The sequence below is a fragment of the Sphingomonas turrisvirgatae genome, assembly GCF_001721295.1.
Classification (GTDB): Bacteria; Pseudomonadota; Alphaproteobacteria; order Sphingomonadales; family Sphingomonadaceae; genus Sphingomonas; species Sphingomonas turrisvirgatae.
Window position 1 is genome coordinate 60,879 of record NZ_MDDS01000014.1, and the last position, 12,828, is coordinate 73,706.

Annotated in this window: 13 protein-coding genes and 1 pseudogene; 11 read left to right on the forward strand and 3 right to left on the reverse strand. The window is 58.5% G+C overall.

Translation table 11 applies throughout. The features are described from left to right. Positions 1 to 87 precede the first annotated feature (87 nt). The gene (locus BFL28_RS07010; protein WP_079246993.1) at positions 88 to 2,433 is read left to right on the forward strand and encodes a TonB-dependent receptor; all 2,346 of its coding nucleotides are present in this window, start codon (positions 88 to 90) and stop codon (positions 2,431 to 2,433) included. Positions 2,434 to 2,455: 22 nt separating this feature from the next. After that, positions 2,456 to 3,202 carry an SDR family NAD(P)-dependent oxidoreductase gene (locus tag BFL28_RS07015; protein WP_069319902.1) on the forward strand — a complete coding sequence of 249 codons (747 nt, stop codon included), beginning with the start codon at positions 2,456 to 2,458 and terminating at the stop codon, positions 3,200 to 3,202. Here the strand turns inward: BFL28_RS07015 and BFL28_RS07020 are convergent. Beyond that, positions 3,199 to 4,704 (reverse strand): class I adenylate-forming enzyme family protein, encoded by a 1,506-nt coding sequence (locus tag BFL28_RS07020; protein WP_069319903.1) that lies wholly within the window; start codon positions 4,702 to 4,704, stop codon positions 3,199 to 3,201. The genes BFL28_RS07015 and BFL28_RS07020 overlap by 4 nt on opposite strands. A gap of 401 nt (positions 4,705 to 5,105) precedes the next feature. On the opposite strand from BFL28_RS07020, the gene BFL28_RS07025 reads away from it, so the two are divergent. The 5 genes from BFL28_RS07025 to BFL28_RS07035 all read left to right on the forward strand — a co-directional run bounded on the left by BFL28_RS07025 (position 5,106) and on the right by BFL28_RS07035 (position 8,764). Beyond that, positions 5,106 to 5,885, forward strand: a complete 780-nt coding sequence (locus tag BFL28_RS07025) for an HNH endonuclease (protein WP_241527246.1) — start codon at positions 5,106 to 5,108, stop codon at positions 5,883 to 5,885. A 48-nt stretch (positions 5,886 to 5,933) separates the two neighbouring features. Further along, entirely contained in the window at positions 5,934 to 6,629 is a 696-nt protein-coding gene (locus BFL28_RS20720; protein ID WP_131818613.1) for a phosphoribosyltransferase, read from the forward strand. After that, positions 6,626 to 7,558 carry a DNA-processing protein DprA gene (locus BFL28_RS20060; protein ID WP_079246994.1) on the forward strand — a complete coding sequence of 311 codons (933 nt, stop codon included), beginning with the start codon at positions 6,626 to 6,628 and terminating at the stop codon, positions 7,556 to 7,558. The genes BFL28_RS20720 and BFL28_RS20060 overlap by 4 nt, the downstream gene beginning before the upstream one ends. Continuing rightward, entirely contained in the window at positions 7,555 to 8,043 is a 489-nt protein-coding gene (locus tag BFL28_RS20065) for an HAD family hydrolase (protein ID WP_079246995.1), read from the forward strand. The genes BFL28_RS20060 and BFL28_RS20065 overlap by 4 nt, the downstream gene beginning before the upstream one ends. Positions 8,044 to 8,161: 118 nt before the next feature. After that, positions 8,162 to 8,764, forward strand: coding sequence for a recombinase family protein (locus BFL28_RS07035; RefSeq protein ID WP_241527247.1), 603 nt, complete (start codon positions 8,162 to 8,164; stop codon positions 8,762 to 8,764). A 3-nt stretch (positions 8,765 to 8,767) separates the two neighbouring features. Here the strand turns inward: BFL28_RS07035 and BFL28_RS07040 are convergent, their stop codons facing one another. Next, entirely contained in the window at positions 8,768 to 9,097 is a 330-nt protein-coding gene (locus BFL28_RS07040; RefSeq protein WP_069319905.1) for an SHOCT domain-containing protein, read from the reverse strand. A gap of 101 nt (positions 9,098 to 9,198) precedes the next feature. After that, positions 9,199 to 9,579, reverse strand: a complete 381-nt coding sequence (locus BFL28_RS07045) for a hypothetical protein (protein WP_158011631.1) — start codon at positions 9,577 to 9,579, stop codon at positions 9,199 to 9,201. Between the two features lie 390 nt (positions 9,580 to 9,969). Between BFL28_RS07045 and BFL28_RS21080 the strand changes: the two genes are divergently transcribed. The 4 genes and pseudogenes from BFL28_RS21080 to BFL28_RS07055 all read left to right on the forward strand — a co-directional run. Beyond that, positions 9,970 to 10,149, forward strand: coding sequence for a DUF6771 family protein (locus BFL28_RS21080; RefSeq protein WP_079246996.1), 180 nt, complete (start codon positions 9,970 to 9,972; stop codon positions 10,147 to 10,149). 368 nt (positions 10,150 to 10,517) lie between these two features. Then, on the forward strand, positions 10,518 to 10,892 hold the full coding sequence (locus BFL28_RS20075; RefSeq protein ID WP_079246997.1) for a thermonuclease family protein: 375 nt from the start codon (positions 10,518 to 10,520) through the stop codon (positions 10,890 to 10,892). A gap of 247 nt (positions 10,893 to 11,139) precedes the next feature. Further along, a complete protein-coding gene (locus BFL28_RS20725) occupies positions 11,140 to 11,469 on the forward strand; it encodes a hypothetical protein (protein WP_131818614.1) in 330 nt (109 codons plus the stop codon). 1,047 nt (positions 11,470 to 12,516) lie between these two features. Next, a pseudogene (locus BFL28_RS07055) lies at positions 12,517 to 12,828 on the forward strand (transposase); the annotation flags it as partial.

Genomic DNA, 12,828 nt, shown 5'->3' on the forward strand with positions numbered 1-12,828 from the left:
CGCTGTGCACGGCTGTGCGATGACGTCAAATATTCTAGTACGACAACGAACTGTGCGACGACAGGCGCAGCGAAAAGGGAGAGCTTCATGACAATCCGTTGGCTTACTGGTACGCGTGCGGCATTTCTTGCAGGGGCGGCTGGCGCAGTGCTCGCGGGAGGCAATGCCTCTGCGCAGACCGCGGAGGCGACCCCCGTCGCCGAGCAGGAAGCCCCCCCCGAGGCCGTACAGTCCGGCGTGTCGGGTGATATCGTGGTGACGGCCCGGCGGCGCGAGGAAAGGCTTCAGGACGTGCCGATCGCCGTGACCGCAGTCACCGGCGAAACGCTGGCTCAGGCCAATATCGTGCAACTGGGCGATCTGCAGACCAAGGTTCCCGGCATGACCATGACGCCATCGGCGTTCGGGTCGAACATCCTGCAGGTCGCGATCCGCGGTCAGCGGCAATATGATCCCTATATCACCAAGGATCCGGCCGTTGCCGTGTACTTCGCCGATGTCGTGCAGAACCGCCCGCACGGATTGAATTCGTCGCTGTTCGACCTGGAATCGATTCAGGTGCTCAAAGGTCCGCAAGGGACGCTGTTCGGGCGCAACACGACAGGCGGTGCGGTAATCATCGCACCAAAGGCACCGACCGACCGCTTCGAAGGCTATGCCTTGGCTTCCTACGGCAATTACGAGGCAGTCCGCCTCGAGGGTGCGGTGAACATTCCAGTAAACGATTCGCTTTCGGTTCGCGTGGCCGGTGCGATCGCACGACGTGACGGCTTCACCCGCAACCTCACGACCGGACAGCGGCTGGACGACGAGCACAAAAACAGCTGGCGGGTTTCGATCCGCTTCGCGCCGGGAGACGTCTTCGAAAACCGGCTGGTCGTGTCGGGATTCGAGGCGGATGAAAATGGTACCGGATACAAATTCTATGCCTATCGCAAAGGGTCGATCACAGATCAGTTCGTCACTGCGATCGATCCGGGCGGACTCGATCGCGAACTGGCCCTGCTGGCCACACTGCCGTTCCACACCACGCTGTCAAACGAGGTGCTGAGCACGCGGATCAAGACCTTCAGTCTTTCCAACGTCAGCGAGCTTAAGGCCGGCGATGATATCACGATCAAGAACATCTTCGGATATCGAACGGTTCATTCGACGACCAACTTCGACCTCGAAGGGTCGCGCTACAATTTCTTCCCGTCGTTCGAAGACATGCGCGAGCGGCAGTTCAGCAACGAATTCCAGGTGCTCGGCACCGCCTTGGGCGGTTCGCTAGACTATATCGTTGGTGCCTTCTGGTTTTTCGAACGCGGTTCGGATCGACAAATTTCGGACACGTTCACCAACTATGCGCCGCTCAAAGCCGTGCGCACAAGCTTTGCCGATCCGATCACCAACGAAGCTTATTCGGTGTTCGCGCAGGCGACGTGGCGGTTGGCCTTTCTTGAAGGGGTGTCAGTTACCGCCGGCGTGCGACAGAACTGGGACGAGCGCTCCGTCTTCGCGCGCAGCCAGACCAATGGCGTTTGCCGCCTCGTGACGGCCGATGTCGGCGGCACGCCGCTGAACCCGTGTGCAAAGCAGCTAAGCGCGACCTTCGACAACCTCACCTATACCGGCACGATCGACTGGAAAGTGACGCCGGACGTCTTGCTCTATCTCTCGCATCGCAAGGGCTATCGCACCGGCGGCTTCAACTTTGGCGGCGGGCGTCCGTCGGAATTGCTGCCGTTCCGCCCCGAAGAGGTGAAGGATTTCGAGTTGGGGTTCAAATCGAAATTCAATTTTGCGGGTGCGCGGGGCATCTTCAACGTGGCAGCCTATTCGCAGGATTATAAGGACATCCAGCGAACGATCGGCTTCTTCGTGCCGAACACCACGCCGCCGGTCTTCGTCAACAGCATTCTGAATGCGGCGGCGGCGACGATTCGCGGCGTTGAGGCCGACCTTACCTTCGAGCCCGTGCGCAATTTCGAGATCGGGGGCAACGTCTCCTATATCGACGCACGCTATAAGGGCTTTGTGGATCAGGCCACGGGGGCGGATCTCAGCGGATCGGCATTTGCTGGCACACCCGAATGGGCGATGGGCGGCTTTGCAGCGCTGACGCTCCCTTTGCCCGGCGATGGCGGCGAAGTGCTGATACGCGGCGACGTCTATCACCAGACGACGAGCAATTATGCCGACGCCAATTACGATCCGTCGATCCGTGCGCCATCGCTCGCGTCGCGCATTCCGCCCTATACGGTCGTCAACGGGCGTATCGAATGGCGCAACGCGTTCGGCAAGCCGGTGTCGCTCGCCTTGTTCGGCCGCAACCTCCTCAATGAAGAATATATCGTCGGCGGCACCGACATCACGCTTAATGTCGGCTATGCCGGCGTCATCCTGGGGGCGCCTCGCACTTATGGCATCGAGGCGAAGTTCAGCTTCTGATGCGCGACGGCCGGAGGTCCGAATGACACAAGGGGGTTCCGGCCGACTCGCAGGCCGCAAGATATTGGTGACGGGCGCGGCGTCGGGTATCGGACTGGCGACGGCGCGCCTGTTCATCGCGGAGGGCGCGCAGTTGGCCGGGCTGGACCGCGATGCTGGCGCCCTGGCGCACGAGCTGGATCAGCCGCAGGTGTCGCGCATCGCCTGCGACGTGATCGACGGCGATCGCGCTGCCGGCGCCGTGCATGAGGCGGCGGCGGCGCTCGGCGGTCTCGATGGGATCGTCAATTGTGCCGGTGTGGCCTTCAACGCGCCGCTTGGCGACACTGGGCCCGATGCATGGCGCCGCATCATGGCGATCAATCTGGACGCACCCTACCGGATCTGCCGAGAAGCGCTGCCCTATTTGCGGGCGGCACGGGCGGCGACGATTGTCAACGTTGCCTCGGGGCAGGCGCTACTGCCGAATGCGCCCGGCGGCTCGGCCTATGCCGCATCGAAGGCAGGCCTAGTCGCATTCACCAAGGCAGCCGCCGCTGAGCTGGCGCCCGCCATTCGAGCGAATATCCTGTGTCCCGGCCTGGTGGATACGCCGATGGTGCGCGGTCTGTTGCGCGAAGGGGACGGCAGGTTTGTCGAGCAATATGCGATGCGCCGGCCGGCTGAGCCGGCTGAAATGGCGCAGGTGCTGCTGTTTCTGACCAGCGATGAATCATCCTATGTCACGGGCGCGACGCTGGCTGCGGATGGCGGCCGCACCTTCCACTAACGCCGATCTTGTGCCGCCCTATCAGTGAAAAGGCGCTTGAGCGCACCGAGGTCTACCTTCATCGAGGCGGTGCGCGGCAGTGCTTCCACGATCTGCACGACGGCAGGCACATAAGTCGCGGGCAGCGCTTCACGAACGAAAGCTTGCAACCCCTCGGGGCACACGTCGTGCGTGCTTCCGTGCTTCAACTGCACGGCGGCGGCTGGCACCTCGCCGACCCGGAGGTCCGGGACCCCGACCACAGCCGCTTCCAAAACGGCGGGGTGTCGCGCTAGCGCTTCGGCAATCGTCTCTGGCTGGATCTTGAAGCCACCGCGTATGATCGCGCCATCGCCACGCCCCAGATGATAAACGAACCCGTCCTCATCGATCCGTGCCAAATCCGTGGTGCGGATCCAGTCCGGCCCGAGCGTCGGGACGATCGCTTCGAGATAGCCGGTCTCGCCGATCGGCAGCGCAGCGCCCGATTCGGTATCGACCACCCGGATCTGGATGCCGGGCAGCGGCTTCCCCATCGCCCCCATCTTGGCAGTGCCATATTGGCGGTACAGATCGAGCGACCAGCTGATCACTGTGCCCGCGAACTCGGTAGCGCCATATGCCCAGATCGTGGCGATCCCGTAGCGGTCGAGCAATGTCTTTTGCAGCTCGACCGGCATGGCGGCGCTGCCGCCATAGTAATAGGAAATACTCGAGAGATCCTCCGCCGACACGTCGGCATCAACAATCATTTGCGCGACTGCTGGCGGACCTGTGACATAGGCGGGCCGCAGTCGCCTGACGGCTTCCACCCATTTATCGACGTTGAAGCGGTCGATCAGCGACATGTAGCGGTCGAGCATGATGTTGGCGATGATGTTGCCCATCGCGATACCCGCGAAGGACCAGGTAACAATATCGGGCGGCGGCGCGCCGTCGGTCAGCCCCGCCCTTATCGTCTCGACCGAGCGCTCGAGCAGTCGGAACGGAAACTGGATGCGCTTGGGCTTGCCAGTCGTACCGCTCGACAAGAGCTCCAACCCGGGCTCGACGGCGCGGCGATAGTCGCCCGTGCAATCGAAGCGGTCTGCGTTATTCAGCACCGCGATTTCAAGCGTGTCCGTATCGAGCGCAATCCCGACCGCGCCGTTCTGGCAAAGCGCTTCGACGACCGCAGGAGTGAAGTCCTTCCCTTCTGCGATCACAGCGGCGAATTTGGACTCTACGATGTCGGTTGCCAATGCACGCGGTGCCTGCATTCCGTAAATGCTCGTCAGCGACCGGTTCGCAGAGACCAACCCCAAGACGGCGGCGACGTGCAGCGGCCGATTGCGCATGATCAGCCCGACGGACGCGTCTGCAGGCACTGACGCATCGTCGAGTTGCGCGACGATCGCGCGGGCAATATCCGCCAGTTGGCCGCGGGTCATCGGCGCACCAAAATAGTCCAAGATGACTGCGTCCGGATCCTTGTTCAGCTTCACCCGGAGCTGTTCTATGAAGGGTTTGGAGTCTTGTGGCATCGGACGAACCTAATGGGGAGCGAAACCGCCGGAGCGGCGCGTCGCTTTTGCCTAGCGCGGTCCGCGCTGGCCAGCACTCACAGGCTGTTGGCTTTTGATTTCACATGCTTGCTATGCGCGACAGGAGCAGCATGGCAAGCCTACTCTAGCGCTGGCGCAATCGCCTGATTGAGCCGCTGTCGCTTGCCACTTGTGGCCTAAACTGAGGACATTTTTAGCGCAATGCCATCAGCTATGATCGGCCGTCCGTGTAGGAGGCAAGCTTGGTTCGAATTTATGGCTAGAATTATGACGGGCTCGCAATCGCTTAATAATTTAGCTTGTAATCAACGTATTTTGGCGGCCTCCGTCTCCGCCAAGGAACCAGCTAAATATTTGATTTCGCTGGATGTTTGGGAGGGTTGCAAATTCCGCCCCACATTCAAGCCAACAAAGTCGATCTGGTGACGTTGTCGCGCAATCCGGCGTGGACCCGCGACGAACTAGTCCTCGCGCTGAATCTTTACATGACCAATCCGGCTAACCCACCCGGCAAGGAAAGCGCGGCCGTAGCCGACATTTCGGCGCTGCTGAATAAGATGCGCCGGCTTACTGACGGTCCAGCAAACGAGACGTTCCGCAACCCCAACGGCGTCTACCTGAAAATGATGAATTTTCGTGCGCTGGACCCAACGCACACTGCACAGGGCAAGGTGGGCATGAAGTCGGGCGGGAAGCTCGATCAGATCGTTTGGGATGATTATGCGGGTCGCCTGGCGGACCTTGCCGCTGATGGCTATGCAATTCGCCAAGCTGTCGAACAGGCTGATGAGGTAAATGTTGGCGAGCTACCCGCCATAGCGCCCTATGAAGCGCAAGAAGGCGGCGTCGTGTTACGGTTACACAAGCGGTATGAGCGGGACCGGAAGCTCGTTGCTGAAAAGGTTAAAGCAGCGAAAGCGGCCGGACCGCTAGCGTGCGAAGTGTGCAGCTTCGATTTTGGTCAGGCGTATGGCGAGCTGGGCACAGACTTTATTGAAGTTCATCACCTTACCCCGGTTCATGCCATTCCGCCGGGGGAAAAGACCAAGCTATCTGATTTGGCACTGTTATGTGCAAACTGTCACCGCATGGCGCATCGTCGGCGGGTGCCGCTAACAGTTCAGGAACTCCGGATTGCAATGCACATTGTGGGCACTTGACCTAGGAGGGCCAAAGCGGGAACATTACAAGGGGCATCGGAGGCGCGCATGGGGGTTCCTACACCTGTTCAGGATGGTCATCTATTGCGATTTGACCGATTGGATACGAGTGGTTTTACCATCCCCGTTTATACGGTTGGCTGGCGAATTCTGGACCAGCCTGGAGATGTGTGGACGCAACGTTTCGTGGCGTTCAAGGCCGACGAAACTCCAGCCTTTATGGGCGGCGCATACGTCCTGCTTGAAGCTACCAAGGAACTGATGGCGCGCCGCAACTTAAAGCCCGCTTCGGTTGGGCTTGCTGTCGCGCTTTCGTCGCGAGCAACAAAGCTGAATAACAACCACGTGCTGTGTCGAACGGGGCGATGGCTAGCGCAAAGGCTTAATTTAACCTTCGTTGGCGAAAAGTTCAGCAAACAAGCGCATCGATCGCTTCATACTCTATCCAGCAGTGGTGAGCGCGACGGGGAGGTAAGTGGCAAATACACCTGTCAGAAGATAGAGGGTGTATCGACCGTTATTATATTGGACGACTTTGTCACGCGGGGTGCGACGCTAGGAGAAATGAAAAGAGCGCTTGACGAAACATCGTGTGGTATATCCGCGATTGGCCTAGCATTGGGAAAACATGAACGAAACGCATACGCCACGGGGTTCGGCGTAAACGTTAGCAACGAGCATATTCCTGATAAGTGGAATCAAGCTTGGATTAACAACTCCAAACGTAAGCCTGCGGTAGCATGATCACTCACAACGCAATAAATATTCTTCGCTTGGCCGATTTGCCGGGGGTTGGCGCAGTATCTCTTCGAAGAATAATTAAACATTCTGCGGTAACACGTGAGATTCCGTCTCCTGATCAAATGGGTTTAAAAGCAGAAGCTAATGCTCAAAAGGATACCGAACCACCCAGCGCGCGAATCATCGCCAAATGCGTTGAGCTAGGTATTGGTATTTTGACGCCCCTAGATGGCGACTATCCAGCCGCACTGCGGTTCATCGAGGATTTTCCTCCGATCCTGTATTATAAGGGTGACGTCGCTGCCCTTCGAGAGGTTGGTGCTGCGGTTGTTGGCACTCGCGATGCAAGCGCTTTAGGATTAAGTTGGGCGCGTCAAATATCTGAAGTGCTAGCTAGCGCCGGCTTCACGATTGTGAGCGGCCTTGCACTCGGAATCGATACCGCTGCACATGAAGGCGCGCTTCGAGGCGGAGGCCGAACTGTCGCAGTTCTTGCTCACGGTCTTCACCAAGCAAGCCCTGTTAGCAACAAAGAACTGGCAGCCAGAATTATTGCTGGTGGCGGTGCATGGATTTCTGAACATCCGCCGGGCACCCCACCTCGCCGAGCAGAATTTGTTCGTCGCAACCGTATGCAGAGTGGAATGTCGGTTTGTTCAATCGTGGTTGAAAGCGGATACGAGGGAGGGGCAATCCACCAGGGGAACTTTACATCGAAGCAGGGCCGAAAACTTTTTTGCGTCGTGCCGGACCCAAATGTGTTGCATGATAAGCTCTTCAATCTTGATGGTGCTCGCCGTCTTATGGCGGAGTTCAAGGCCGAGCCGCTCCGCAATAGCGGTCAGCTTAGAAAAATATTGGACGGGCACGTCCTTCAAGATAGTTTCGCTAGGTTTACGCAGTGGCCAAATAAGGAGGCCGTTCTTGTATGAACGCACTGATTATCGATCTAGACGATACGGCAGTTGATACATCAGCCTTGCGCGAATTCAGAGATCGACGAGATTGGAAAGGATCAGTGAAAAATCTGCATAAGACAGTGATCTTTCCCGGAATGAAAGAGGCACTAGATCAGCTGCGCGGCGACGGGGTTAGGGTCGGCTTCGTCACCGCGAGCGTGTCCTTCTATGCAGAGAAAGTCTTAAGGCAGCATGCACTGAATTATGACTGCCTGATTTCATATCACGATTGCAGCCCGCGAAAACCTCACCCTGCTCCGATTGAGATGTGTCTTTCCCGCCTTGGATGTTCATCTGTCGATGCACTCGGGATTGGCGACTCTGCTGTTGATGCTGAAGCCTATCGACGCGCCGAAATGCGATCAGTCGGTGCTGGATGGTCTAGCGTGCTGGAACGGGGTGCCGGATGGGACATAATTGCCTCCGCCCCTAACGACCTGCTCACGTATATTCGCTAACAGGCCAAGCGAGGTGGCAACCCCGCCTCGGAGTCTTGAAATCGTCCGTTTTAGATACATGCTGCTATCATGTATCTAAAATAAGACTCCACAAGCATTCCGATACGCTGTAATTACGATGCACCGATTCGATACGGAGGGCGGTGTGGGTAGAGCATTTGCATATTGCCGGGTCAGCACGGCTGAACAGACGACCGATAATCAGGTGCGCGAGATTGAGGCGGCTGGCTTTGCCGTCGATCCCAAGCGCATCGTCGCGGAAACGGTGTCAGGCTCCACAGCGGCAATGGAGCGCAAGGGATTTGCCCGACTGGTGGATCGGCTCGAGTCCGGCGACATTCTTATAGTGACCAAGCTGGACCGACTAGGCCGCAACGCAATGGACCTTAGGGCAACAGTGGAGCGGCTGGCGGCGGAAGGGGTGCGGGTTCATTGCCTTGCCCTAGGCGGTGTCGATCTAACGTCCGCTGCCGGTAAGATGACAATGGGCGTTATAGCTGCCGTGGCGGAGTTTGAGCGCGATCTTTTGATCGAGCGGACGCAATCGGGCCTCAAGCGGGCAAAGGATGCAGGTAAACAGCTTGGACGGCCCCAAGCGCTTAATCCAACAATGCAGGAAGCTATCCGCAGCAAGCGGGCTAGCGGCATTTCCCTTGGAGCGCTGGCAAAGGAATATGGCGTATCAAGGTCGGCAATTCAGCGCGTGGAAAAGCGGGCCTAATCATCACAGGGAGGCAATAATCGCCCGCCGCTGATGCTCATATTCTTCCATGGTGATGATGCCTTCCGCTAACAGTTCATCCAACCGCCGGAGCCGGTCGGCGGCTCCCTCCTTTTCGGAAGGCGTAGGTGTGGCGGGCCTTGAAGGCGACAGAGGCTCTTCCTTCTGCCGATTAGCGACCTTCACGTCTGGCGGTTTCTTCGCGTTCGCCTGCGCCAAGGGCACCATGATAACGGCGGCGATGACCACCCATACCAGCGCCCCTATGAGCGCACCTACAACGCCATTGATCAGAAAGCCGATTCCGCCTCCCACAAGGAAACCGACGAACATGCATCCGGTTAGAACTTGATCCCCGGACTTGTCGCGTTGGCAGTGGGGGCAGACTTCCCCGCCGAACGGAATGTCCTTGCCGCAACCCGAACAGCGCACGCTTAGTTCGCCCAGCGCTTTGCGGGGTCAGCGGCCCTGATGGCATCCTCGATATCGGCGTAGGCTTTCCCCTCAAACGCATACCCTTTGCCGGTATCCATGACGCCCAGATCAAGGGCATGGGCGATCCTTGCCCCGTTTGGCTTAGACGGACCTTTTTTTGATGCCGGTGGCTTTGGGGCCTGTAGCTTGCCAGATAGGGCATGCAGCACCACGCCAACGGCGAACAGCACGCATCCTGCAATGAGCATCATCAGCTGTTTTTGTTGAAGATCGAAGCTGATGATCCTTCCATAGCCGCCAACGGACGTGTCGAAGAACAGACCGGCAAAGCCCGCGAGCACCAGCCCGCCAACCCACATGATGATGCCGATAGTTTTCATGTTCGCCCCCTTCATTGTTGGAGGCGGTGGCGGCGAAAAGCCGGCCGTTGGAATCCCTGCCTAAGGACAAGGCGCTGCCGCTTTTGGGCAAAGCCTTGGACATGGCGACAGCCGACCGGCCGAGAAACTCGACCGGACCTTAGGCTTTCGGGGATTCCACGCCCCACACGCGGGATTGACCGACGTGCCTTCCATGCATGGCAAAATGCCAGTTACCCCGCAACGGGGAAGGTGATGCCGAACAAGTGATGCTGGATAAGAGAAGTCCTAGAAACTCGCGGCGCACTTCAACCTAACCCGTGCAGCCAAAAGCCCCTGGCATGAGCATTCTTCACACTTTGGGATGCAGGTAGGTTGAAACATGTTCTGCCTTTGTTCCATAACGGATGCATGGAACGAGTCGCGCCAACCCAGCTAGTCGAAACCATCCTGTCCGCGCCCGCATGGGCTAGGGTGGGAATTACCGCGCCTAGCGAGCGCGTCCGCGAGGAAGCGGCGCTTCAACTTGCCCGATCCATTCTGGGTGAGGATCATCGCGCCGATCCGCGCCAGCTGGTTTTGACGCTTTGATGTGGTTGGCCCTATTCGCGATCTTGAAACGCTCACTCGGCATGGTGGAACCGTAAGAGCGGAATGTAGGCAATGCGGGCGTGTAGCCCTGTTTAGCCCGGGCGATCTTTGGACCTATTGGCGTCGTAAGAAGTGGGATTGTTCATGGCCTAACTTCGCCCGGCACCTTGTTTGCAAGCGTCCAGATGGCTGCGGCGCGAGATACCCGGCAGTGTCATGGCAGCCCAACAGTCCACCACCAGAAGACGACCCGCTACCGCCCAGGCCTAGATTTGCACGTTCTGCGCTGCCACGAACGCCAGAACCGATAGACTTAGAAGAATACCGTAGGCGTCGGCGGGCAGGTTAACGGCAATATGAGGGGAACAATGGGATTGTTTGCGTTGGCGCTTCTTAGCGCGGCATCCTCTGTAACCGGCTGCCATGCCGTTGATGGCGACACCCTACGTTGCGGAAGGGAACGTATCCGCTTGCTGGCAATCGATGCCCCTGAAATGGGCCGGTGTCAGCGTGGGCGGCGTTGTGCGCCTGGTGATCCACATCGATCAACAAAGAACCTCCAAGGCGCGCTGGACGCAACGATTAAGATCGAACGATTGGGGAAGGACCGTTATGGGCGGACACTTGCCTTGGTGCGGTCTAGCAAGGGCGATCTTTCCTGTTTGCAGCTTCGATCCGGGAATGCGATCTACCGGGCGGATTGGGATAACGGACGGCGGCTTTCCCGTATTTGCCGCCGATAGCTGCCATTCTGATTCCGACCCCATTGTCGCCGCTGGGGCGACGTGCGACCATCCCCAAAGCAGACGTTGCGTCAATGATGACACCCCTTGATCTAGATGAGCCGGAGTCTCCATGCTCGTTGCCTTAGTCCTACAAGCGAGCGCCGCTCAGCCGCTGCCCCGGGATGTGTGGGCATCTTTGTCATCGTCGGTTGACCTCGCCCACACTTCGGAAACCGTCGAGTATCTACGCGCCGAAGGCGGTGTGATGAAGGATACCATCACGTTGCGATTCACCGCTCGCCGTCAGGGAGAGGTGCTCAAGGTCATGTGGACAGATAGCCGAACGTGTCCTGCCGTAGCTGAAGCTGTCGACGCATTGCGATCGGTTCCGATGCCTACCCCTGTCGTTCCGGGCGATCCCGAAAACATCATTCTCCATGGCGTCGGATACAGTGTCCGTTTCAATGGCCGTTACGGTTCCGAGATGGGGGTTCCCCTTGAGCTACGGTCGAATGCCGGAACCCCGCTTGCCGCCTGGGTGAGCGATATTTTTCGCAGATTGAAGCCGTGCTGGTCCGAAACCCGCCCCAGTTGAGCCTATGTCGGCTTTGCAGCCCCACCCCCGCACAGCGAACCGGCAGCTAACCACCCATTTGAAGCCGTTTCGGTCGACCGGGTTCGACCCCATTGCGGACATAGGCCCCTTCAGCTCATACCAGCTAGAGATGAGGAAGCTTACTCCGCTTCTATTGCTGATGGGTTGGTCCTGCACGAGGATCGAGAACACGTTCGTCGTGCATGACGAAGCAAAGCTCGTTGCATCAGCAACGCTGACGCTCTGCGGTGATGATACGCCGCTTAGGCGGAGCGGTGATCGGTTCGGCGGCAGCAGGGTGATCGACTGCGAGGGAAGCGGAAGCATTCGCCTGCGCTATGCGTCTGGGCGCGAGTACAATTGCATAGTTGGATATGTGACGCCGGGATCCGTGCAGAACTTTACGTTCCGCCCCACAAGAACCGGGTGCGCGTAAGCGATCTTTAGCGGCAGCTTCCCACCCACTTTGAGCCGTTCCGGCGCTCGTTGGGCGTGCCAACAGCAGACCGGCAGCTAACGACCCCATTGCGGACATGAATGATCCAATCCATCAACAGCCGATGGCAGAAAAGCGCGAACTGACAGCGTCGGAACGTCGGCAAGCTGGTTTTGGATGCGCGATCCTGTTCGCCCTATTCGTGTTCGTCTGTTGGACCTCACTCGGCGCAGCAATGTGCGAAACGACGACCTATGCAGAAAGTCGGTCCCCATCCGGCTGGGTCGATGCTCGTGTTCAAATGACCGATTGTGGTGCCGTAAGCGGCTTCTCACGCGTTGTGTGGGTTCAGCCAGCATTATTGCCGCAAGTGCGCACGCTGTCTTGCCGAGCAGTGGCACTGGATGGAGAGCCTTCTGTTGATCTGACTTGGCGTGAGAACGCTCTAGTGGTTACCACGAACGCGCCACGTAGCGCCGTCATCGCCAGTTCGAAGTCATGCAACGGATGGCCAATCACCGTGGTGCACGCTGATCGATAGATCGGCTGACGTGACCCCCGTTTCTTCATCCAGTTGGAACTAGAGACCGGCCCCTACAAGGGACGGACAGATGAAGCGGAAGCAGTTTTCGGAAGAGCAGATTATTGGCATCCTGAAGGAGGCTGAGGCGGGTGCGGTGGTGACGGAGCTGTGCCGCAAGCACGGCATGGCGAGCGCGACGTACTACGCGTGGAAGGCCAAGTATGGCGGGTTGGAGGTATCCGACGCGAAGCGGCTTCGAGCGCTAGAGGAGGAGAACGCACGGCTCAAGCGGCTGCTCGCGGACACGATGCTCGACAATGCGGGTCTGAAGGATCTGCTGTCAAAAAAATGGTAGCGCCCGCCGCGAAGCGGCAAGCAGTCGCGCATCTCCAGGCGACGT